17 protein-coding genes are annotated in these 24039 nt (G+C 44.7%); 9 read left to right on the forward strand and 8 right to left on the reverse strand.

Annotated elements, in window-relative coordinates:
* Positions 1-230: 230 nt before the first annotated feature.
* From C943_RS13255 to C943_RS13280, 6 genes are all read left to right on the forward strand, one after another.
* On the forward strand, positions 231-1592 hold the full coding sequence (locus C943_RS13255) for a sensor histidine kinase (RefSeq protein WP_008628664.1): 1362 nt from the start codon (positions 231-233) through the stop codon (positions 1590-1592).
* Positions 1593-2000: 408 nt separating this feature from the next.
* A complete protein-coding gene (locus C943_RS13260) occupies positions 2001-3665 on the forward strand; it encodes a patatin-like phospholipase family protein (protein WP_157198545.1) in 1665 nt (554 codons plus the stop codon).
* 111 nt (positions 3666-3776) lie between these two features.
* Complete coding sequence (locus tag C943_RS21485) at positions 3777-7019, forward strand: ATP-binding protein (protein WP_008628666.1); 3243 nt, start codon at positions 3777-3779, stop codon at positions 7017-7019.
* A 52-nt stretch (positions 7020-7071) separates the two neighbouring features.
* Positions 7072-10311, forward strand: a complete 3240-nt coding sequence (locus C943_RS21490; RefSeq protein WP_008628667.1) for a sensor histidine kinase — start codon at positions 7072-7074, stop codon at positions 10309-10311.
* Entirely contained in the window at positions 10308-10682 is a 375-nt protein-coding gene (locus C943_RS13275) for a response regulator (RefSeq protein WP_008628668.1), read from the forward strand. The genes C943_RS21490 and C943_RS13275 overlap by 4 nt, the downstream gene beginning before the upstream one ends.
* 13 nt (positions 10683-10695) lie before the next feature.
* Positions 10696-11736, forward strand: coding sequence for an adenylate/guanylate cyclase domain-containing protein (locus tag C943_RS13280; RefSeq protein ID WP_008628669.1), 1041 nt, complete (start codon positions 10696-10698; stop codon positions 11734-11736).
* Here the strand turns inward: C943_RS13280 and C943_RS13285 are convergent.
* The 3 genes from C943_RS13285 to C943_RS13295 are packed head-to-tail and all read right to left on the reverse strand — an operon-like array spanning position 11718 to position 15100.
* Positions 11718-12818, reverse strand: a complete 1101-nt coding sequence (locus C943_RS13285) for a DegT/DnrJ/EryC1/StrS family aminotransferase (RefSeq protein WP_008628671.1) — start codon at positions 12816-12818, stop codon at positions 11718-11720. The genes C943_RS13280 and C943_RS13285 overlap by 19 nt on opposite strands.
* Positions 12793-14082 carry a glycosyltransferase family 4 protein gene (locus C943_RS13290; protein ID WP_040480651.1) on the reverse strand — a complete coding sequence of 430 codons (1290 nt, stop codon included), beginning with the start codon at positions 14080-14082 and terminating at the stop codon, positions 12793-12795. Before C943_RS13290 ends, C943_RS13285 begins: the two co-directional genes overlap by 26 nt.
* A gap of 31 nt (positions 14083-14113) precedes the next feature.
* Positions 14114-15100 carry an aldo/keto reductase gene (locus C943_RS13295; RefSeq protein ID WP_008628675.1) on the reverse strand — a complete coding sequence of 329 codons (987 nt, stop codon included), beginning with the start codon at positions 15098-15100 and terminating at the stop codon, positions 14114-14116.
* 77 nt (positions 15101-15177) lie between these two features.
* Here C943_RS13295 and C943_RS13300 point away from each other — a divergent pair, with 77 nt between their 5' ends.
* Together C943_RS13300 and C943_RS13305 are read left to right on the forward strand one after the other, a co-directional pair.
* A complete protein-coding gene (locus C943_RS13300) occupies positions 15178-15567 on the forward strand; it encodes a Dabb family protein (RefSeq protein WP_040480653.1) in 390 nt (129 codons plus the stop codon).
* Between the two features lie 50 nt (positions 15568-15617).
* A complete protein-coding gene (locus tag C943_RS13305) occupies positions 15618-16958 on the forward strand; it encodes a S41 family peptidase (RefSeq protein WP_008628691.1) in 1341 nt (446 codons plus the stop codon).
* 30 nt (positions 16959-16988) lie between these two features.
* Here the strand turns inward: C943_RS13305 and C943_RS13310 are convergent, their stop codons facing one another.
* From C943_RS13310 to C943_RS13320, 3 genes are all read right to left on the reverse strand, one after another.
* On the reverse strand, positions 16989-17723 hold the full coding sequence (locus tag C943_RS13310) for a CBS domain-containing protein (protein WP_008628693.1): 735 nt from the start codon (positions 17721-17723) through the stop codon (positions 16989-16991).
* 62 nt (positions 17724-17785) lie between these two features.
* The gene (locus tag C943_RS13315) at positions 17786-18997 is read right to left on the reverse strand and encodes an acetate/propionate family kinase (RefSeq protein WP_040480655.1); all 1212 of its coding nucleotides are present in this window, start codon (positions 18995-18997) and stop codon (positions 17786-17788) included.
* Positions 18998-19055: 58 nt separating this feature from the next.
* Positions 19056-20411 carry an NfeD family protein gene (locus C943_RS13320; protein ID WP_008628698.1) on the reverse strand — a complete coding sequence of 452 codons (1356 nt, stop codon included), beginning with the start codon at positions 20409-20411 and terminating at the stop codon, positions 19056-19058.
* 121 nt (positions 20412-20532) lie between these two features.
* On the opposite strand from C943_RS13320, the gene C943_RS13325 reads away from it, so the two are divergent.
* Positions 20533-22395, forward strand: coding sequence for a M1 family metallopeptidase (locus tag C943_RS13325; protein ID WP_008628700.1), 1863 nt, complete (start codon positions 20533-20535; stop codon positions 22393-22395).
* Between the two features lie 84 nt (positions 22396-22479).
* On the opposite strand, the gene C943_RS13330 is transcribed toward C943_RS13325, so the two are convergent.
* Together C943_RS13330 and C943_RS13335 are read right to left on the reverse strand one after the other, a co-directional pair.
* Positions 22480-22656 (reverse strand): hypothetical protein, encoded by a 177-nt coding sequence (locus C943_RS13330; protein WP_008628702.1) that lies wholly within the window; start codon positions 22654-22656, stop codon positions 22480-22482.
* A 98-nt stretch (positions 22657-22754) separates the two neighbouring features.
* Positions 22755-24005 (reverse strand): aminotransferase class I/II-fold pyridoxal phosphate-dependent enzyme, encoded by a 1251-nt coding sequence (locus C943_RS13335; RefSeq protein WP_040480657.1) that lies wholly within the window; start codon positions 24003-24005, stop codon positions 22755-22757.
* Positions 24006-24039: the final 34 nt, after the last annotated feature.

A 24039-nucleotide genomic window follows, 5' to 3' on the forward strand; every position in this document is an offset into this window, starting at 1 on the left:
ATTTAGACAGCGGCATTTTTCAAAAAAAGGCTGTTTTAAATTGAATTGTCTTTGGTGAGAAGCGTTTCTTTCCATTACCGGGATTCTTTGGATTCCGACTATAGGTAAAAAATCACCCTAAGCCAAAGTTTGGTTGAATGATTTTTTTTCCATGGAATCCCAATCCTCAAATAAAAGGTGTATTTTAAACTTTGATTTTTGAGAAAACCAAAGATCAAAACCCAGAATCTATGGCCTTAGAAAACCTGATCGCTTTTTTTCTGCTGAATTACCTTCGGAAGAACTTTGACAAACCAGAGCCATTTCCCAATACTAACAGATTGCTCATTATCGGGATGGCGGTGGCCGCTTTCCTTGGATTATTAGGCGCGTCAGATGTAGGGCCGAGGTTTTTGACGAGCTTATTGTCACTCCTATTGATGGGAGCGTTGATTTACGGCATTTTGACTCTTCCATCATTTTCCAAGGGGAGGCCCATTGTAGCTGCCATACTTCCCTATGTGTCGATTACTTTTCTTGCGGAGTTTGGCCAGATTCTCTTCCCAAGTACCTATAGTGGTGTTGAAGCATTATTTGAAACGGCAGAGTTCTTTGCCTTTATATGGGCGGTGGCCCAATGGTGGATTTCCCGGCGGCAGCGAAAAGCGCTTGAGGTTCAAAGGCTTATAGCGGAACAAAAAGAAAGGGAATTGGTCTTGACAGAAAAAATCAAAGCCCAATTGGAGATCGAAGTGGCAGAACGTACCGCTGATTTGACAAAGCAAAAGGAGGAACTGGAAAAGGCGTTGACTGACTTGAAGGCGACCCAGGAACAATTGATTTTGGCAGAGAAGATGGCCTCACTTGGTGAACTGACCGCAGGAATTGCACACGAAATTCAAAACCCTTTGAACTTTGTCAATAACTTCTCAGAGCTTAATCATGAATTGCTTGATGAACTTGAGCAGGCAGCTGAGAAAGGGGACACAGATGAAATCAAGGAAATCATCCAAGATCTCAAAAACAACGAGGAGAAAATCGTCAGCCACGGGAAGCGCGCCGAGGGAATTGTCAAAAGCATGCTACAGCACAGTCGGAAGGAAAGTGGGAAAAAGGAACCAACCGACATCAATAAATTGGCGGATGAATACCTTCGCCTAAGTTACCATGGCCTGCGCGCCAAGGACAAGTCATTCAACGCCACCTACAAAACTGACTTCGACCCTAATTTGCCCCAATTGGAAGTAGTGTCTCAAGATATTGGGCGGGTATTGCTGAATCTGATCAATAATGCCTTTTACGCTGTAGGAGGAAAGGAAGCAAAAGAAGCGGCCCAATCCCGTGGGGGAGAATACGTGCCGACCGTCACGGTCACCACCAAAAAGCTTCCCAAGAAAGTTGAAATAAGGGTGATTGACAACGGTCCGGGTATCCCTGACGAGATCAAGGATAAAATTTTTCAGCCCTTCTTTACCACTAAACCGACTGGGCAAGGCACAGGATTGGGATTGAGTCTGAGCTATGATATCGTGAAGGGGCATGGAGGAGAACTCAGGTTACAGTCGGATTTGGGGAAAGGAACTGAGTTCGTAATTTCTTTGCCGAGTATTTAGGTCAACTTTGATTTTTTCTATTTTCCGGACATGCCGTTTCAGTCCCATCAAAGGGAATAGATTGACTCACTAATTGGTTTTTTCATATTGAGGAATCCATCAACTTCATGCCAGACCCTATCAAAAAACACTTTGCTCACGCATTTTACTGACTTTATTAAGCAAAAATGAATGTTGTCCAAATGACGATATTTAGATCAATTAAATAGATAATTTTAATTGGATTGAAATTTCTTTTTTTATCTTTAAAAAGAGTATTCGAGTAGAGATGTTAAATATTAAAAGAATTGAATTTTGAATTCCGATTTTGCCCATAACCCACATAACCGAGCGATATTAGTTAGTCTTTTTGGTGAACTCGATGAAGAGTTGTTGACACAGATTTTAAACAAAGGAAAAGCCTTGGAAATGGATACAGGGAATTTCCTTTTTCACCAGGGAGACCGAGACAATTCCCTTTACATAGTCTTATCCGGCAGGTTCAGAGCGCTTGCAGAGCAATCGGACGGCATACTTCATGCACTTGGCGACATCGGTGAAGGCGAACCAATAGGTGAATTTGCTCTCTTTATGGCCGAACCAAGGTCTGCTTCTGTAGTTGCGATTCGGAAATCCGTCGTGCTCAAACTGACCGAGCCTCAATACCTTGAGATTGTGGCAAGTAATCCCGCATTTTCCACGAAGTTGACAAGGTTTGTGGTGAATCGGCTGCGAAGAAACAGCCTTCAGAAACACCTCGAAGTTTCTGCCAAAAACATCGCTGTGATCAACTTGCAGTCTGACAATGATATTACGGAATATACAGAAGCCGTTAAGGCCCAATTCGAATCACTTGATGTAAGCATTCAAATTCTTGACCACGAGTCCCATGCCAATCTTGAGCTCCAGGCGATGTACGATACCTTGGAGAAGCATGAGGGTCTTAATTTCCTGGTAAGCAGTGAAGATCACCTCGAGTGGTCCCGTCAGTGCATCATCTATGCTGATTTGGTCGTTATAGCGACCGATTTTTATGCAGATAGTGGCCTTCGTGACATTGAAAGGAAACTGGATTTGTATTCCAACAATATCCTCAACAAGAAAATCTACCTGTTGCTGCTGCATCCCGAGGACGCCAAATTTCCCGAAAACACACGCCGCTGGTTTGAAAATAGGAAGGTGGACCTGCATATCCACTACCGCAAAAACCATGGTCCTGATATCCGCAGATTCGCAAGGATATTGGCAAATAAGGCCATTGGCCTTGTTTTGGGTGGAGGAGGTGCCAAAGGATTTGCCCATTTGGGTGCAATAAAGGCGCTTTATGATGCGGGTTTGGAAATCGATTTCCTTGGCGGGACTAGCGCGGGTGCACTTTACGGCATGACCGGATCTTATTCGGATTTTGACAAAGAAAAGATTGACTTCTATTGTAAGGAGTCTGCGGAGAGTAAGCTCACTTCCAACGACTATACCATCCCGCTGATTTCCATCATGTCGGGGAGAAAAATGACCGACTATGTGAAAAAAATGATGGGCGATACCTATTTGGAGGATTTTTGGGTTTCGAGCTATTGTGTTTCGACCAATTACTCCAATTCTACGATAAAGATTCACGAACGTGGTTTGGCATGGAAGCAAATTGCAGCAAGTATTGCTATTCCGGGGATTTATCCGCCGGTGGTTATTGAGAATCAGCTTCATGTAGATGGTGGGGTGGTGGATAATCTTCCGATAGAAACGATGTTCAAATACCCTGTCAAACATATCATTGCCATCTCTCTCAGCCAGTTGAAAACTCAGGAAGTCGATTTTGAGGAAACGCCTACCGCTTCGCAACTGATTTGGAGCAGGGTCAGAGGCAAGAAAAAGTACCGTCTGCCAGGTATCAGCTCGATCCTTGTCAACTCATTGACACTCAATAGCAGGCAGAAGCAGGAAATGGCCAAATCCGGTGTTGATATTTACATCGAGATGGACCTCAAGGGAATTGGCATGCTGGATGATACGAAATGGCGGGAGATCGTGCAGAAGGGATATAATCAAATGAAGGTGGCTCTGGAGAGCTATCCGGATGGGAAAAAATTCTGGTGAGGAAGCTATTTCGACAGAAACAATGCTATCTTGAATAGCTGTGTAATTTTCTATGTTAATAAAAGGTCAAAACCTGCAAAAGCCGAAGCGGATACAGTCTAAAATAATAATTTGAAGGCATTTATGGTGATTTCTAAAGAGTCCCGGAAGAGATCGGGAATTGGTTTAATACCCGGCTTTTTCCTTCTGTTACTGACTTTCGCTTCATCCGCCCAATCCATCTACGAGCAGGTCGGAAGGCTTCCTATCACTACTTATACCACCGAGGAGTATGGTGGATATCCAACTGTTTTGGCCACCATACAGAGTGAGGATGGACTCATGTATTTTGGAGCAACAGGTGGAATGTATGAATATGACGGGGTTTCTTGGCGTTCTATTTTTAATATCAGGGATTATGTAACCGTAAGAAGTCTGACAAAGGACAGCAAGGGAAGAATTTTTTATGGGGGCGATGATTTTGGCTATCTGGAAGTTGACGAAAAAGGTGAAGCGAGAGCGGTTTCACTCTTTCACCTAATTCCTGAGGAACTGAAATCAGGACAAACCATCGTTGAAATCCTATTTTTGAATGAATTTATTCTACTTCGAACTCCGAATTACCTCATCAGATTGGAATTGGGGGAAGATTTCACCCTAAAATCCCTAAAATCATGGCAGTCAGAAACACGATTTGGAAAAAGTTTTTTGGTTGGCAATCAAATTTATGTCCGTTATCTAGATCGAGGTTTATTCCTATTGGAAGATGAGGAATTAACGTTGATCCCAGGTACGAAAGATTTTTTTGGAAAAGATGCAGTTAGTGTAATGCTTCCTTATCCTGAAAAGAATAGTAATAACATACTGCTTGGTGGAGCGAATACAGGGTTCTACTTTTTGGAGAAAGGTGCTTTAACAAAGTTTCCGACCGAAGTAGACCTACTGATCCAAGAAGGAAATCAACTTTACGGTGCAATATCCCATCAGGGTAACTATATCCTCAGCGTCCTAGGAGTGGGAGTAGTGATCATGAATCCCAAAGGAGAAATACTCAAAAAGATAGGATCTGACCAAGGCCTGCATTCGGATGTGGTAACAGGTGTCTACCTTGATAAAAACAATGGCCTTTGGGTAACCACTGAGGACGGTATGGCCAGGATAGCTATAGATTCTCCGATTCTTAGTTTTGGAAAAGAGTTAGGGATCAATTCAGCAGTACGTTCCATCCAAAAAAAGGGCGATGAACTCTATTTAGGGACTAATACTGGTTTGATCAAATTTGACGCGATTGAAAAGGAATTCAAATCAGGCCTGGAAAACGAGAATTCAGAGATTTTTGGATTGTTGGGTGATGGGGATAATTTGATTGTTCCTGGACGGAATTTACATGTAATTCGAGATGGTAAAGCCATTCGTTTGGATTTTCCACAAGATGGGAGCCGGCCACAAACTGCAATTATCCCAAAAGACAACCCCAATATCCTATTAGTCGGAACCACCTTAGGGCTTCTTCTCTACGAAAAGGGCCTTTCCAAACAATTCCCATGGGAATTAAGGGGAAAAGTTCCGGGAATAGGCCCAATCAGCAACCACTTTTTTGAAGGAAAAGATGGAATCATTTTTACGAATGGTCACGGAAAGCTATATGCACTCGAAATTGAGGCGCAGGGGGTAGAACCCATAGGGAATCAGGTCATCAAACCGACTGTTTTTGATGTAGACCCTTCGGGTTCTTTTTCCAAGATTGATGGAGAATTTTATATGACTTCCCCTCAGGGTATGCAGAAGTATTCCCCCGAGGAGGGGAAATTTGTAGCTACTGAGGACTTTAGTGCAGTGGAGAATGATCTATTTGATTTCACCCAATTCAAATCAGGCATTCTCTGGTATGAATCCTTAGATAAAAAGAAGAATATCCTAAAACGGAATAAAGAAGGGAAATTTGTCAAGGACGAGAGAACCAATTCCATAGCACCTTATTTATCTCAAGTGGATTTTATTGACGAGGACAGCATCCTGTGGTTTGGATCTCCGAAAGGCCTGATCCGCTACGATCCCAAAAAAGACAATCAGACCGATAAGGAATTTTTTACACTGATCCGACGAATCGAAACCAAGACAGACACCATTCCTTTGCCTTTTTATGGTAGAAACAAAGGTCTAGCCCCTGTTGAAAGAAAAGAAAACTCCTACCGCTTTGAGTTTGCGGCACCTTACTTCGAAGACGAAAAGAAAACCAAATACCAGACATTTCTGGAAGGATTTGATTCCGATTGGGTGGACTGGACCGACAATAAGTTCAAAGAATACACCAATCTTCCTCCAGGTCCGTACACCTTTCATGTCAGGGCCCTGGCCCATACCGGAAGAATCAGCGAAGAGGCTGTCTATTCCTTTGTGGTATTGCCGCCATGGTACGCCACCTGGTGGGCATATTTGCTATACGCGCTGTTGATAGGCGGTATAATCACCGCCATTGTGAAGTGGCGTTCACAAAAATTGAAAGCTGAAAACCGTATCCTGGAAGAGCGGGTCAATGAGCGAACTGCTGCTTTGGAGAAATCGTTGGCCGACCTGAAGTCTACCCAATCCCAGTTGATCCATGCGGAGAAAATGGCCTCTTTGGGAGAACTCACTGCCGGAATCGCCCATGAAATCCAGAATCCGCTGAATTTTGTGAATAACTTTTCGGAGGTAAGTGAGGAGTTGATCGAAGAAATGAAGGAGGAGATCGACCGGGGCAATTACGATGACGTCAAGGTGATTTCCGATGACCTCAAGGATAACCTCGGCAAAATCAAGTTTCATGGAAAAAGGGCTGATGGCATCGTAAAAAGCATGCTCCAGCACAGTCGCAAGGACAATAGCAAAAAAGAACTCACGGACATCAACCAGCTAGCAGACGAGTTTCTAAGGCTTTCCTACCACGGCCTGCGGGCAAAGGACAAATCATTCTTTGCTGACTTCCATTTGGATGCGGATCCCAACCTTCCAAAGGTTGAAGTCATTTCCCAAGAAATTGGCAGGGTTTTGCTAAATTTGATCAACAACGCGTTCTATGCAGCTTCTGAAAAGAAAAATCTTTTGGAGGAATCCGGAAACCTAGGGGATTTTAAGCCTCACGTTTGGGTCGCGACCAAAAATACCACTGAAAGCGTCAAGATTTCGGTTGGTGACAATGGCAATGGGATCCCGGATGACATCAAGTCCAAGATATTCCAGCCTTTTTTCACGACCAAGCCTACCGGGTCAGGGACTGGTCTGGGATTGTCTATGAGCTTTGATATTGTAAAGGCGCATGGAGGTGAATTGCTGGTGGAATCTGAGATCGGAAAGGGCACCGTATTCTCTATCATCCTTCCAAAAAAGCCTTGATATAAAATATTAACTTATGTTGTCGCATCATTTGTACCACATACTATCAAAAATGACCCAAAAGACGGTACCACTGTTTTTGCTTTTCATTCTCTATTTTGCTGACCATTCATTTGGTCAATCAAATGGAGAGTTGGGATTCCCTTTGATTGACAACTACTCTCCCAAAACTTATAAGGGCCATGGGCAGGTATGGGCAGTTATCCAGGACGATCGGGGTGTGATGTATTTCGGGACTTCTGCCGGCATTGTGGAGTATGATGGGGTCAATTGGAATCGCGTGAGTGTTTCGGATTCCATTGTCTTTCAGACGGTGAGGGCTTTTGAGAAGGCCGAAGGGGGGAGAATATATTTCGCAGGTGGGTTGAATTTTGGCTACTTGGAGCCTGACGACTATGGCAATTCGAAAGTGATTTCTTTGGTTGGACTGGTAAAGCCTGAGTTCAGGGATTTTTCTGATACCAGATCGATTCGCTTGCTGGGAGATTACCTTTATGTACAGAGTCTTGAATATATCTTCAGATTCAATACCAAAAAGCTTTCGGAGGGGGGTGAATTCAAGGCTTGGAAGGCCGATTCATTTTTTCCGTACACCATGGTGCTCGACGATCAATTGTATACCTTTCAACTGGAAAGAGGCCTTTACCGACTCTCAGGCGACTCTTTGCAGTTAGTCCCCGGTTCTGAGATCTTCAAAGGCACCCGGATTTACATCATGCTTCCGTACAACGGAAAAAAGGGTTTCAGGTACTTGGTCGGCACCTCAAGTGAGGGATTTTTCGGCTACGATGGCAAGACCTTCGAAAAGGTCGATACAGAGTTAGATCCACATTTGAAGGATTTATTCCTTTATCGAGCAATCAACTTACCAAACGGCGATTACCTAGTTTCGGTCATTGGCAAAGGCATCTTTGTGATGAGTCCTGAAGGAAAACTACTCCGGAACATCAATTACGACGCTGGTTTGCAGGATGAATCGGTCTATTGGCCTTATTTGGATCCTTCGGGAACGCTCTGGTTGGGGTTGGACAATGGCATTTCCAAAGCGGAACTGAGTCCTAAGATTACCACTTTTTCCAAACAATCGGGTCTGAAAACCGGGATACTGTCCATCCAACGCGCAAATGGAAGGTTGCTTATTGGAACCCCCACCGGGCTTTCCGCCCTCAGCAAGGCCACGGGAAGATTTGAACAGATTGACTTTGGAGGAGGGACACAGGTTTTTGATATTTTGCCAATTGGAGAAGAGGTTATATTCCGAAACATTAGCGGCCTTGGAGTACTCGACATGAACTTGAAGCCTTCCTATGAGTTAGTTGACAATCGGCTGAGCGGTACTGTTTTTTTGAAATCAAGGCATTTGGATGAGAGAGTATTGATCGGTGGAGGATTTGGTGTCGCCGTGATTAGAAAGAACCTAAAAACCAATCGTTGGGAAAAGGAAGGACATTTTCCGGGTAGCTTTTTCGGCGTTTGGACTATGGCCGAGACCAATGAGGGGGACATTTGGGCCGGCACACAGTCAGGATACGCCTACAAAATAACGCCGGTTTTGGACCAAAATGGAAACATAGATTTTGATAAATCGAAAATCGTGCCCTTTGGAGGAGAAGGTCAGGAAAAAGCAGGCGATGGGGTAATTTATGGCGTGGCAGGTAAAATTTTTGCATTATCAGAGAAAGGATTTTTTTCTTATAATCCACAGTCCGGGAAGTTTGAAGTAGATGATACGTTCGGCGAAATAGAGATAAACTACGCCTCGACAGACAACTTCAATATGAAAGAGGATGATTTGGGTCGGGTCTGGATCACCATTAAAAACAAGATTCGATTGGCAACGCCCCAGCCTGCTGGTGGCTACAAATTGGAGGATGACTTGTTCAACGGCTATCCATGGGAAGATATCACCACGATTTTTCCTGAAGACAGCACTACGGTTTGGATTGGTAGCGGAGACGGCCTGGTCAAAATGGAAATACAGAAAGAAAGATCAAAGGAGCGGCCATTCAAAGTATTGCTACGTCAAGCAATCACGAAACAAGACACATTGAAACTCACTGTTGTTGATAATATAGAACTCGAAAACAACAACAATTCACTCAGGTTCATGTACGCGGCTCCCTTTTATGAACAGGAAGAGCGGACTTTGTACCAGACTTTCCTAGAAGGATTTGATGCAGACTGGACCGATTGGGGAAGCAACTCTTACAAGGAGTACACCAATTTGGGTACAGGCACGTATACATTCAGGGTCCGAGCCAAGAACCTCTACAACAACATCAGTGAGGAAGCAACCTATAAGTTCACGATACTACCTCCTTGGTATGCTACTTGGTGGGCATATCTAATCTACTTTGCCTTATTCTGTCTATTGATTTATGGTATCGATAGGTTCCAAAGAAGGAGATTGTTGATTAGGGAGAAGGAGAAAGTCCGACAACGGGAATTGGAGCACGCGCGGGAGATCCAGAAAGCGTACAATGAACTCAAGAATACCCAGGAGCAACTCATTCAATCCGAGAAAATGGCCTCTTTGGGAGAACTCACTGCCGGAATCGCCCATGAAATCCAGAATCCGCTGAATTTTGTGAATAACTTTTCGGAGGTAAGTGAGGAGTTGATTGAAGAAATGAAGGAGGAGATCGACCGGGGCAATTACGATGACGTCAAGTTGATTTCCGATGACCTCAAGGAAAACCTAGGCAAGATCAAGTTCCACGGAAAAAGGGCTGATGGCATCGTAAAAAGCATGCTCCAGCACAGTCGCAAGGACAATGGCAAAAAAGAACTCACGGACATCAATCAGGTAGCAGACGAGTATCTCAGGCTTTCTTACCACGGCTTGCGGGCAAAGGACAAATCATTCTTTGCTGACTTCCATTTGGATGCGGATCCGAGTCTCCCCAAAGTAGAAGTCATCCCCCAAGAAATCGGCAGGGTGTTGTTGAATCTGATCAATAACGCCTTCTACGCTGCTTCGGAAAAGAAAAAATTGTTGGAAGAATCCGGAAACCTCGGGGACTTTAAGCCCAAAGTTTGGGTTATCACCAAGAACGAGTCAGAGGGCGTGACCATTTCCATTCGTGACAATGGCAACGGCATCCCGGATGACATCAAGTCCAAGATATTCCAACCGTTTTTTACGACAAAGCCGGCCGGTTCAGGCACGGGTTTGGGACTATCGATGAGCTACGATATCATCACAAAAGGCCACCAAGGGAGGCTTGAAGTTGAAAGCAAAACAGGAGAATTTACAGAATTTACCATATTTTTAAATACCAAAAAGTCATGAAAATATTGATTGTTGACGATGAGCGTGATGTCGAGATGTTGTTTCGGCAAAAATTCCGGAAGGAAATCAAAACTGGAGGTTTGGAGTTGGTGTTTGCATTCTCAGGGCAGCAGGCGCTAGATATCCTAAGTGAAACCGATCCGCCACAGGTAGTTTATGTGTTTTCGGACATCAACATGCCTGGAATGACCGGTCTTGAACTCCTGGAAAAAGTGAAGACGAAGTTTCCAAACATCAACGTCAGCATGATTTCGGCTTACGGGGATACTGAAAATTATAACAAGGCGATCAAATCCGGCGCAAAGGAATTTTTTACCAAGCCGATTGACTTTGATTCATTGAGAAAAGAGATTACAGCACTTTTGAATTAAAACAAACTGCGTGATGGCAAAGATACTGGTAGTGGATGATGAGGCCGATTTGGAAATGCTGATCAAGCAAAAGTTCAGGCAAAAGATCCGGCAAAATGAATATGAGTTTGTCTTTGCCCTCAATGGCAGGCAAGCGCTAGAACAGCTGAAGGAACATCAGGACGTGGATGTAGTCCTGTCGGATATAAATATGCCTGAAATGGACGGGCTCACCTTGCTTACCAAACTCAACGAGCAACATGCGATCCTAAAGTCTGTGATCGTCTCTGCCTACGGAGATATGGAGAATATCCGAACTGCCATGAATCGTGGTGCCTTTGATTTTGTAACCAAGCCGGTCAATTTCAATGATTTGGAGATCACGATCGAAAAGACGCTTGCGCATGTCAAGGCCCTCAAGGAAACCATCAAGGCGCTCAAGGAAAACAACATCCTCAAGATGTATGTAGATCATACAGTCCTGAGCTTCATGGCGAGCAAGGAAAGTGAAAACTCTCTTTTTGACAATGAAATCATAGACGGAACGGTCGTATTCATCGACATCTGTGGGTTTACGACGATCAGTGAAAATCAACCGGCCAACAAAGTCGTGGGTCTTCTAAACGCCTATTTTGACATCATGGTACAGGATATCATTGCCGAGGGTGGAAATGTGGACAAGTTTTTGGGAGATGCGGTGATGGCGACGTTCCGCGGTGAATTCCATGCAGCACGGGCCATTGAGGCCTGTATTGCTATCAAAAACAAGATTCACAATACTGAGATTGGGTTGGATGTAATCGGTTTCAAGCCAGACGTGTCGATTGGAATCAATTCCGGCGATATGGTGAGCGGGAATATTGGTTCGGCGACACTCAAGCGCTTGGATTACACCGTGATTGGCGACACTGTCAATGTAGCAGCCAGGTTGCAGTCTTCAGCCGAGCGCGGCCAAATCCTTATTAGTGACAAAACTTACGAAAGGGTTAAGGAATCCTTCCATTTCAAGAGTATTGGTGCCCTGACACTTAAGAACCGGGAAAAACCAGTAACTACCTATGAGGTCTTGGAGTAAGCGTATTTGACCATTTTGATCACCGTTTCAAAATCGCGTCGACCCATCCAGGGGTTGAGCGGAATGGAAAGAACGCGCTTCGCGAGCATTTCAGCGACAGGATATTTCTTGGAATCGCCAAAGGGCTTCATCCTTGGGAGGATTACGGGGTAGTGGATGGCAGTTCCTATTCCCAAATTCTTTAATATTTCGGCGAATTGATCCCGCCTATCTGATTTAATCACAAATAAATGAGCATTGTGATTTTCCCCCAGAATATCCATTGGCAGTGTCAACTCTAGGCCAAAAAATGCCTCAAGATAGATTTTTGCAATTGCCTTACGTCTTTGTTGCCACTGCTCGAAATACTCGAGCTTGAGGTTCAGAAAGCCTGCTTGTATGCTATCCATTCGGGCGTTCCGACCCAACACAATGTGATTTCCTTTTTCGATCTGACCATGGTTGACAAAAAGCCGCATCTTTTCCGCGAGTTTTTTGTCTTGGGTCAACAAGGCGCCGGCTTCGCCCAAAGCGCCGAGGTTTTTGGTAGGGTAGAAGCTCAGGCAACCTATATCGCCCCAGGTTCCTGCCGATCTCCCTTCTTGTATTGCCCCCAATGCTTGCGCAGCATCTTCAATGACATTCATGTTTCTGGACTTTGCCCATGCATTCAATGCCTTCATATCGACCATCTTTCCGTAAAGGTGGACCGGGATAATGGCTTTGGTTGCGGCTGTGACATGGGTGTCAAGTAGTTTCAGATCGATCAAACCCGAGGTGTCGGTATCGACAAATACCGGCTTGGCACCTGCAAGGTAGACCGCTTCAGCCGTGGAGACCCAAGTCAATGCAGGAACCAAAACCTCATCTCCAGGACCGATTTCCAGAACCCTAAGCGCAATTTCCAATGCATCTGTCCCATTGGAACAGGGAATTACCTCAGCGCTTCCGGTGAGTTCTTTCAGTTTGTTTTCGAGTAACGTCAGTTCATTGCCTCCGGAATAAATGCCCGTATCCATCATCTCTCCGAATTTCTTTTTGAGAGCTGACTTTAGATCAACTGGGAATTGGCTGAGGTCAAGAAAAGGAACGGGTTTTCGCATCGATGAGCTCGGTTAGTCTCTGTGTAAGTGCTTTTCTGGAATATTGGTGGATTGAGGCCGGATCCGGATTTGCCGCGTTGGGTTCGAAAGCGGAGAGAAAAGCCTCAATTTCGGTGAAGTCAGTGTGTGCAAAAACTTTTCCCGCATGCGCCTCGGCTAGGATTTTGGCAGCATCTCCTTCTGGATCGCCCAATGCAATGATTGGCCTGCCTGTAGCCATGTACTCGAATAGTTTTCCGGGAATGTTTCCTTTGGCGTTTTTGGTATCTGTCAGGATCAATAGCAGCAGATGGGACTTTTTGTAATATTCAAACACCGCTTGATGGCTTATATAGCCCTCAAACACGACATGAGAGGATAACCAAGGATCATTTTTCACCGATTCCTGAACACCTTCAGAAACCAATCCGACAAATCGTAGTAGGACGTTTTTCTTCTCATTTTCAAACACTTTCTTGAAGGCCAGCAAAAACGGTGTCGGGTTTCTAATGGAGTCGATGACCCCGGTGTATAGGATTTCAATGGGTTCCTCGCTTTCGGGAGTATGGGGCCAAGGATGTGGCAGATCGGATTCGTCAAATCCATTTGTCAATAGATCGACTTTTCTTTCGCCAATAGCCTCAAGGTCGGACTGAAAGGTCGGACTGATGGTCGTCACGACATCTGCTTGGGAAAGCACCTGTTTTTCCAATTTCTGATGTCTTTGTTTTACCCAATCCACCATGGGCAAGGTATCCAAAAACTCCCAGGTGGACCAAGGGTCGCGAAAATCAGCCAACCAGGTTATGCCGGTTTTCCGCTTGAGCTCCAATCCGATCAAATGCATGCTATGTGGTGGCCCAGTGGTGATTATCGCATCAAACTGGCCATTTTTCATAAGGTCCAATAGAAATCCAACGGCAGGTTTTTTCCAGAAAATCCTCGGATCTGGAATCAAGGCATTTGCGCGGAGCCATATAGCCGCTAAGTCCCTCCAGGATTTCTTTCTTTTTTCAAGGATCTTTGCAGGATTTTCCCGTTGGTTTTTGACTTTTCTGAAAAGATCATACGGTTCCCAAATCGGGAATTTCAACACCTCGACGTTTTTTGGGATTTCCTTTTCCAAGCCATGATCCTTCAAATCAAAGTCTGGATTCTCTGGTGTAAAAATAACTGGCTCCCAACCAAATTCGGGGAGATATTTGGCAAACTTCAACCACCGCTGCACCCCTGAACCTGCCGATGGCGGCCAATAGTAGGTGATGATGAGAACGCGTTTGCTCATATTGTCCAGCAGGTCTTTTTGGTACAAAATCTTACCATTGAGGATCGATTAAATCCCTGAGAAACAGGTCATAGATATTTTTTACCTGAGACATCACCTGAGGTGAAATCTGGGGTAAACTGCCTGCCTCAACATTACTGGTCAATTGCTGGAGATTCGATGCGCCAGGGATAACCGTGCTCACTTGCGGAAACTGGAGTATCCACCTTAATGCCCAATGGGCGAGCGGAATGTCCCCCTTGAAAATCTCCTTCAGTGCTTCAACTGCTTCAAGGGCTAGGTCATAGGGAACGCCGGAGAATGTTTCTCCTTTATCGAAAGCCTCACCGTTGCGATTAAATGTTCGGTGATCCTGCGGGTTGAAAGTAGTATTTGCTGAATATTTACCTGAAAGAAGGCCACTCGCCAAGGGTACTCTTGCAATGATTCCGAATCTTGAAATCTCGGGATGATTGAAGAGTGTTTCTGAAGGCTTCTGACGGAACATGTTGAAGATAATCTGTATGGATGAAACAATCGGATAGCTCATTGCTTGGATCGCTTCGTCAACCCTTTCAACAGAAACCCCCATGGCCCGGATTTTTCCTTCTGCGATCAAGTCCTCAAACAGCCCAAAAATCTCAGGTTTTTGGTAAATTTTCGAAGGCGGACAGTGCAATTGGATCAAATCGATCGATTCAAGTCCCGTGTTTCGGAGCGAGTCTTCGACGTGTTTTCTAAGCAAGTCTATTGTATAACTGGCCGCAATATGGGGTGAAATTCTCCGTCCGCACTTTGTTGCCACATATACTTTTTGCTTTCTTTCCCTAACCACTTTGCCGACAGCCGCCTCGCTGAGTCCATTGTCGTATACATCCGCTGTGTCAATAAAATTCACTCCAAGATCAATGGCGGCATGGATAATGTCCTGGGCGTTTTTTTCTGAAAATGGTTTTCCCCAACCTCCGCCGACCTGCCAAGTGCCTAGGGAAATGTCGGAAACCTGCCAGCCAGTTTTGCCAAAAGTTCGAAAGTTCATGAATAGGTGGTATTAATGGATACCTGCGTTTCGGGAAGCAATTTAAATTTTTATCTTTAGAACCGTTTTTATCCATTATGAAAACACGTAGAAAATTTATTCAAACCCTTGCTGTTGCGAGTGTCGCCACAGCCTTACCTATCGAACTTATGGCAGAGCAATCCAAAAAACAGAAAATGATCCACCAAGTATTCTTTTGGTTGAAGCCAGGAGAGGATGTCAAAGATTTCCTAAAGGAGGCCTCCGTCTTGGGCAAATGTAAAACAGTCGCAAAATCCTACATGGGTGTTCCAGCGCCTACTGAAGCAAGGGATGTGGTTGACCATAGCTACCAAGTGGCTTGTACGCTGTTTTTTGACAGCATTGAGGATCAAAACATCTACCAAACGGATCCCGAACATCTCAAGTTTATTGAGAGAAATTCAAACAAATGGGCGTCAGTTAAGGTATATGATTTTGTAGTTTAAATCCTTTCTTGGGTTTGATTCGTAAAGAGTAACAACCAAATAACAACTGAATGAAGAGAGTAAAGTATTCGAGCTGGGGATTATTGCTAGTTCTCCTGCTTGTGTTTTCCGCTTGTGATAAGGAAGACGATGGGGGGCCTGCACCGATTTCTGCCGCAGACCAGGTGAAAAAGGCAATTTTCGACAGCATGAAGGAGTGGTATTTTTGGGAAAACAGATTGCCGACGACCTTTGATGCAAGCAAGTTTTCATCCAATGATGAGGTATTGGATGCGTTAATGTACAAGGATTTGGACCGCTGGTCCTATTTGACAACAAGAGCGGCTTTTGATGCCGCTTTCACAGGTCAGGTCTCTGGCGCACATGGATTCAGCTTCGCATTTGATAGCCAGGAACGATTATTTGTCGCTTTTGTGTTTGACGGAGGACCTGCTGGATTGGATGGATGGAAAAGAGGTTGGCAAATCACCGAAATCAACGGAAAGCCAATATCCCAATATAGGACATCTACCGGATCCTACTCTTTTGACTTGGGTGCAAATACACCTGGTGTTACCAATTCATTCAAATTCAGACTGCCAGACGGAACAGAAACCACAAGGACGATCCAAAAGGCGGCATTCCAGAGCAATTCTGTATTGCATCGGGATGTTTACCAAGTCGGAAGCAAAAAAGTCGGCTATTGGGTATATCAAAGTTTCAGGGCAACCGCCGGTCTTACGCCGACGCGCTCCCAGGAAGTTGATGATACGTTCACGTTTTTCCAAGCACAGGGAATCGAAGAGCTAGTTATCGACCTACGTTATAATGGTGGTGGTTCTGTAGCCGTGACCGAGCAAATCCTGAATTACATCGCACCTGCCAGTGCCAACGGACGGGTCATGTACACAAATAAGCACAATGCCAACAAGTTTGATTTCAACAGGTCAGTCAATTTTAACAAGAAAGGGAGTCTGAACTTGAACAGGGTAATTTTCATCACCTCTCGTGGTTCTGCATCTGCGTCAGAACTTCTCATCAACTGCTTGGATCCTTACATGGATTTGGTATTGATAGGGGATAGGACCTATGGAAAGCCGGTCGGTTCGTTTCCGCTATCCGGATACAATAGGGTCCTGAGTTCAAACAATGTTGAATTGGTGCCAATCACCTTTGCAATTGCTAATTCCGAAGGGAAAGCTGAGTATTTTGAAGGCTTCCCGGTCAACTTTGCAGTCAACGACAATCCAAGTAAAAACTGGGGTGACCTTGAGGAAGACAGATTTAAGGCGGCGCTCGATTTTATCGAAAGCGGCACCGTAAACGCTCGACTCAAGTTTGACTTCGTCCAACCAAAATGGGAGATGATCGATGCTTTCAAGGGACTCCAAAAGGAGTTTCCAATGTATTAAGACATTAGAGGCCCCAAGTTCGGGGCCTTTTTATTTTCTCAATACATCAATGATTTTTTCCAAATCCTCACTTATCGTGATAATTCCCAATATCGGCTCGTCCCGCCGTCCTGTTTCCGTGATGAGCAAAGCTTCGGCAGGATGCGGATTCCCGAGGCTTTCTACAAAATATTCTCTTGCGGTCACAAAATCCGTTGTTTTTTTGATGATGCGGTAGTTTTTTAATCGGGTGATACCGTTGATCACATCCTGGATACTTGACTCTCTGAAAAGCTTCAGGGGTTCAGGAGTCGCAGTGAGCTTAGCCATCCATCTTGCCATTGCCTCATAGTTGATAAGACCCAATATGTATCCTTCTTTGACGATAGGCGCTTGAGAATAGTCCTTTTCGACCATTTTTTGAAGCACGGGAACCACATTCTCCTCCGGGGAAACAGAGTAAACTTCGGAGAGAAAATGTTCGCAAACCAATGGCGGGTGCATCAGAAAACCAGCAATTTTCTCAATTTCCTCCACAATGTCTTCTCTTGGGTCGGCAACTGGCTTGCCTTGCTTTTTTTCAGAGTGAATAATCGCATTTCTCAGATTCCCAAAAAGTCGCAGCTGTTCGCGGTACTGACGAACTACTACGTTTTCATCACATGCGTCATCCAAAAGCGAGAAATAACTTACAAAGTTTCTTGCTTCGAGGTTTCTTCTAAGAAAATTTTCGATGGCGTTGAACGATTCCAGAAAGCGTTCGGCATTTGATAGTTTAATTTCCATAATTGGTCGATATCCGGATGTGTTAAAAATGGAGTAGGTTGTAATTTGGTTTTTCAGTGAGATTATCCCCGTGATATCGCTTGAACCAAGTGATAAGTTTGCTGCCCGATTTCAAGTTCTTCGTTTGTTGGGACCACGATTACCTTGACTTTGGAATCCGATCGGTTGATTTCGCGAATGCCAGAGGACCTTGCCGTATTTAGGGATTGATCCAATCGGATTCCCAAAAATTCCATGTTTGCGCATACTTTTTCCCGCATATCCGTATCATTTTCTCCAATACCCGCAGTAAAGATGATGGCATCGAGCCCATTCATTGCCGCAGCATACATGCCGATGTATTTCTGGATGCGGTATGCATACAGCTCATAGGCCAAGGCGGCGTCTTTGTCACCTGCTGCGATCGCATCCTTCACATCCCGCATGTCGCTATGCCCACAGAGGCCCAAAAGACCACTCTTCTTGTTCAGAATATCATTGAGTTCATGGGCTGAGATTCCCCGTTCATTTATCAGGTGAAAAATGATGGACGGATCGATATCCCCACACCGTGTCCCCATCACCAATCCACCCATCGGACCAAGACCCATACTATGATCGACGGATTTCCCGGCTTCAATCGCTGTTACCGAACTGCCGTTTCCGAGATGAATGGAAATGAGTTTTACGCCAGGATTTTGAAGGAATTTCATCGCCATCTTGGAAACGTACTGATGGCTGCTGCCGTGGAAACCGTAAGCACGGATTCCCATTTTTTCGTACATCTCTTTTGGTACAGCAAAGCGATATGCTCGCGCTGGCATTGTCTGATGGAATGCCGTGTCAAATACAGCAACTTGCTTCGCTTGCGGAAAAATCCTTTCTGCCACTTGGATACCCAGCAGGTTTGGCGGGTTGTGAAGTGGAGCCAATGCAAACAATTCCTCGATTTTGTCTTTGACTTCATCGGAGATAAGAGTGGTCGAGGCAAACTGTTCACCTCCATGAACCACGCGGTGACCAATCGCAATGACCTCTGACATATCAGACAAAACGCCCTTATCCTTCTCCAAGAGGATTTCAGTAACCGTCACAAGGGCCTCCTCATGATTCTGGATCTTGCGTTTGATTGTGAATTTTGCTTCTCCGCCATCACGTGCAACCTTGTGGGTAATGATAGAGCCGTCCAAACCTATTCGCTCCACCAATCCTGTGCAGAGTGGAGATTCATTTGGAAACTCGAATAATTGATACTTTAGAGAACTACTGCCAGAATTAAGGACTAAAATTTTCATAATTGGAAATAAAAACAGTCTTAGCGTTTTATGGAGTTGATGATATTCTTAAAAAGGATTAGCCGATTCGTTTTACTTTGAGGGATGTGCCTTCTGTGCTGATGACTTTGATTTTTTCTCCCTGATCGATAAACTCGCCCCGCGAATGGGCGTCGTAAACCTCGTCGTCGATGAGGATTTTACCGCTCGGCATCAGACGGGTATGTGCTACGCCTTCCTTTCCAAGCAGCGTTTCCTGGTATACTGTTGAAGTATATCCGGCTGATTTGTCCAAAGTAGTGGCCAAGGCTATTGAACTGAATGCACGCCATTGGTTCACTTTGGGTGCGAGTGTAAAAATCAGAGCCATTGCTGCAATTGCCGCCAAAATCACCGTAAGCAACGCTACGAAAAGTTCACCTGCCGGAACAAATGTGAAGTCGAATGCCTGATTCGGGATCATCCCGAGCGTGAGCCCAGTAAGCACGCAAATTATGCCCACGATACCCGCAACTCCAAATCCGGGAATGACGAATATTTCCACCAAAAGTAGAATACAACCGATAATGAATACAGCAATTTCCCAGTTTTCCGCAAGTCCATTGAGGTAGTAGGGTATGAAATAGAGGATGATGGCGACAATTGCAGACGCCAACGGAAACCCAACTCCCGGCGTCTGCAATTCAAAGTAAATTCCAGCAAAAATCACCAGAATCAGGAAACCACTCACTGCCGGATGAAGGAAAAATGAAATGATGGCTTCGACATTTGAAACTTCGAAGGTCGATACTTCAAAATCCTCAAAACCCTGAAGTTTGATCACTTCTTCCACTGAATCTACCTCACCCTCGCAAAAGCCGTTTTCGATTGCTTCGGAAACCGAGAATGTGATGACCGACCCTTTTTCGCTCACGCCTTCGATCTCGATATCTTCGTCCACCATCGCCTCGGCGATTTTCGGATTACGCCCCTTTGCTTCCGCGGTACTTCGCATCATTGAGCGCATATAGCTTTGATATTTGTCTGGAGCCGCATCACCAGTATCTCCCATGACAACCGTTGCCGCACCGATACTCCCTCCCGGCGCCATGTATATGCTGTCACAAGCTATGGAAATCAACGCACCAGCCGAAGCCGCGTCTTTGTTGATCCAAACGTGTATGGGATTTTCATACTCTAAAATCATGGTGCGGATGTCGTCCGCATCATTGACAGCACCTCCATAGGTGTCCATTTCGATGACGACGAGATCGACGTTTTGCTTTTCGGCCTCTTCCAGCGCCAACTTCACACGTCTATTCATCCGTGGATCGATATTGTCGTCAATCTTGAATGTCAGCACCTTTTTCCTGGAGGATTTTGGGCTATCCTGGCCTTTAAGAGCCCCGGAGAAAAGTAACACAAACAAAAAGAAGGGTAATAGGAAGGGTTTCATGTACGCTTATTTTAAGCTTTGAATATACCAAATATTCCCCACGTCTGAATGAATCTGATTTGATCATTGGTTTGATTAGGAATAAGAATTTGTTTTTCTTTAAAGCATTAATTCAACAGCTATGCTCAAAAGATTCATTCTATCAGTGTTCGTTTTTAGTGCCCATTTTGCCATTGCCAAACCAGCCTTACAGCCGGACCGATGGCAGCAGAAAGTCAAGTATGAAATGGATGTCACGATGGATGTTGAGAAAAATATCTATCAAGGAACACAAAAACTATATTATACAAACAACTCGCCTGACACACTCACGAGGGCGTTTTATCACTTGTATTTCAATGCTTTCCAGCCAAATTCCATGATGGACGTGCGATCGCGCACAATCGCAGATCCTGATCGGAGGGTTTTGGACCGGATACAGAAATTGGCCCCCAATGAGATTGGCTACCTCAAAGTCAAATCACTAACGATGAATGGGAAAAAGGTAAAGTATGAGGAAGTAGAAACCATCCTTGAGGTGGATCTTGTCGAACCAATTCTACCTGGTCAAACGGTCGTTTTTGATATGGTTTTCGAAGGCCAGGTGCCCTTGCAGGTACGCCGAGCTGGCAGGGACAACGCAGAGGGAATCCGATACTCCATGTCGCAATGGTATCCAAAAATGAGCGCTTACGACTGGAGAGGATGGCATGCCAATCCCTATGTGGGGCGTGAGTTCTATGGGAATTTTGGGGATTTTGATGTCAAAATCACAATAGACAAGACGTATATTCTTGGCGGTACGGGTTATTTGCAGAATGCAAACCAGATTGGCTATGGATACGAATCGGACGGGGTAACCGTACCGGAGCCAAAGGGAAAAAACCTCACCTGGCATTTTTTCGCGCCAAACGTTCATGATTTTATGTGGGCTGCCGATCCAAAATACACGCACGAAAAGGTGAAAATGGAAAACGGACCGATGGTACATTTTCTTTATGTGAAGAGTGAAAAAACGGAGGAAAATTGGGCCAAACTTAAAGGCTACACGGTCGATGCAATCCGCTATATGAGTGACCGTTTTGGCAAATATCCCTACGAACAGTTCTCTGTCGTGCAGGGAGGCGATGGCGGCATGGAGTATCCTATGTCAACTTTGATCACCGGTCATCGCAATCTGGCGAGCTTGGTAGGAGTGACTGTCCACGAATTGATCCACAGCTGGTATTATGGCGTTTTGGGTTTCAATGAGTCATCGGAACCATGGTTGGACGAGGGTTTTACAACTTGGGGAACTGATGTGGTCATGGACGCAGTGTTTAAGAAATCGACTGGTTTTGTATTGGATGGTAATTATAAATCCTATTTCCGATTGGCGAAAGGGGGGTATGAAGAACCGTTGACCACACATGGTGACCACTACAATCTGAATGCAGCCTATGGTCCAGGGACCTACAGCAAAGGCGCTGTTTTTGTGGAACAATTATCCTATGTGATTGGACGGGAAAACTTCGACAAAGGGATGAAGAGGCTTTGGAATGAGTGGCAGTTCAAGCATCCCAATGGTAACGACGTCATGCGCGTAATGGAAAAAGTGAGTGGCTTGGAGTTGGATTGGTATTATGATTACTTTATTGCATCTACCAAGACCATTGACTATGGGATAAAGGGCGTAGAGCCTGTCGGGAAGGAAACAAAAATTACTTTCGAAAGAAAGGGGCAAATGCCTATGCCTCTGGATGTTGTAGTGACCTATACAGATGGCACCAAGGAAACGATCTACCTGCCGTTGGTGATTCAGAGGGGTGACAAACCCGAGGAGGCTGGGATGCCAAAAAGATCCCAAGTATCTAAATGGGCTTGGACTAATCCTACCCATGAGGTGCAGCTTTCGAAGCCGATAGAGAGTGTTTTGAGTGTGGAGATTGATCCTAGCCTGCGAATGGCGGACGTCAATCGGGAAAACAATAAATTTGAGGTCTTGTCTATCGAAGGCAAAAAGTAAAAAGAAAAACCCTTGGATGATGGCATCCAAGGGTTTGATAACATTAAACAAAGGCATTCTTCCGAATGCCTTTTTATTTGGTTGTTATTTTGTGTTTTTCTTGTCTTGAACCTCAGTACGGATCGCCTGAGCCAAGTTTTTAAGATCCTGCATGCCTTTTCGTACTCTTGTACCGGCAGCTTGATTTTGTTTGTCGTAAAACTTTTCAAAATCAGCTTCCAATCCAAGGACGAGATCTTTTAGTTCACTAAATCTGCTCATAACAAAAGTCAGTTTTTAAAGGTTGATGATAAGTTTATTTGAATGTTCAATATAGCTAAAATGTTTTTAAAACAACAAGCCAAGGCCATTTTTTGATTTTATTCACCAAAAGATTTGGCCAATTCGGTATTTCTGTAGTAGCCTGAAGTCAATTTTTCTTTAACCGCTTCAAATGCCGCAATTGTTTCCTTCACGTCTTCCAGGGTATGGACGGCCGTTGGGATGAGACGCAGAATGATCATTCCCTTCGGCACAACCGGGTAAATGACAACAGAACAGAAGATATTGTAGTTTTCTCTCAAATCTTTACTCAGTGTAGCAGCTTCACCAACCGTGCCGTTTAGTACTACGGGGGTTACCGGTGAATTGGATTTTCCTGTGCTGAATCCCTTCGCCTGAAGCCCACTCTTCAGCGCATTGACGATTTTCCAAAGGTTGTCCTTCAGTTCCGGTTTTGTTCTAAGCAACTCCAAGCGTTTCAATGCTCCCTCTACCAATAACATCGGAAGTGATTTGGCGAAAATCTGTGAGCGCATGTTATACTTGAGGAATCGAATCACATTCGCATCACCTGCGATAAATGCCCCGATGGACGCCATTGATTTTGCAAATGTGGAGAAATAAAGATCGATCTGATCTTGTACGCCTTGCTCTTCACCAGTTCCAGCACCTGTTTTACCCATAGTTCCGAACCCGTGCGCGTCATCTACCAACAATCTAAATTGGAATTTCTCTTTCAGTTTGACGATTTCGGCCAACTTTCCTTGGTCTCCGGTCATTCCAAACACACCCTCGGTGATTACCAAGATTCCACCACCGGTTTCTTCAGCCAGTTTGGTTGCTCTTTGAAGTTGTTTTTCGCAATTCTCTATGTCGTTATGCGGGAATACATACCTTTTTCCAAGGTGCATGCGCAAGGCATCGATGATACAGGCATGGCACTCTGAATCATAAACGACGACATCTTTCCTGTCCAAAAGCGAATCAATCACGGACATGATGCCCTGATAGCCATAGTTGAGCAAATAGGAGCTTTCTTTTCCAACGAATTCGGCCAATTCCCTTTCAAGCTGTTCATGGAGATCAGTCTGACCGGACATCATCCTTGCACCCATCGGATATGCAGCTCCCCATTTTGCAGCTGCTTCTGCATCTGCCTTTCGTACTTCAGGATGATTTGCCAATCCGAGGTAATTGTTAAGGCTCCATGTCAATACTTCTTTTCCTTTGAATCTCATTCTTGGGGCGATTTCCCCCTCAAGTTTCGGGAACATAAAGTATCCCTCTGACATCTCGGAATGTTTGCCCAATGGGCCCATGTTGACAGTTAATTTTGAGAATAAATCCAAGGTTTGAAGTATTTAGGGTTGTGAAATCAACAAA

Source organism: Mariniradius saccharolyticus AK6 (genome assembly GCF_000330725.2).
Taxonomy (GTDB): Bacteria; Bacteroidota; Bacteroidia; order Cytophagales; family Cyclobacteriaceae; genus Mariniradius; species Mariniradius saccharolyticus.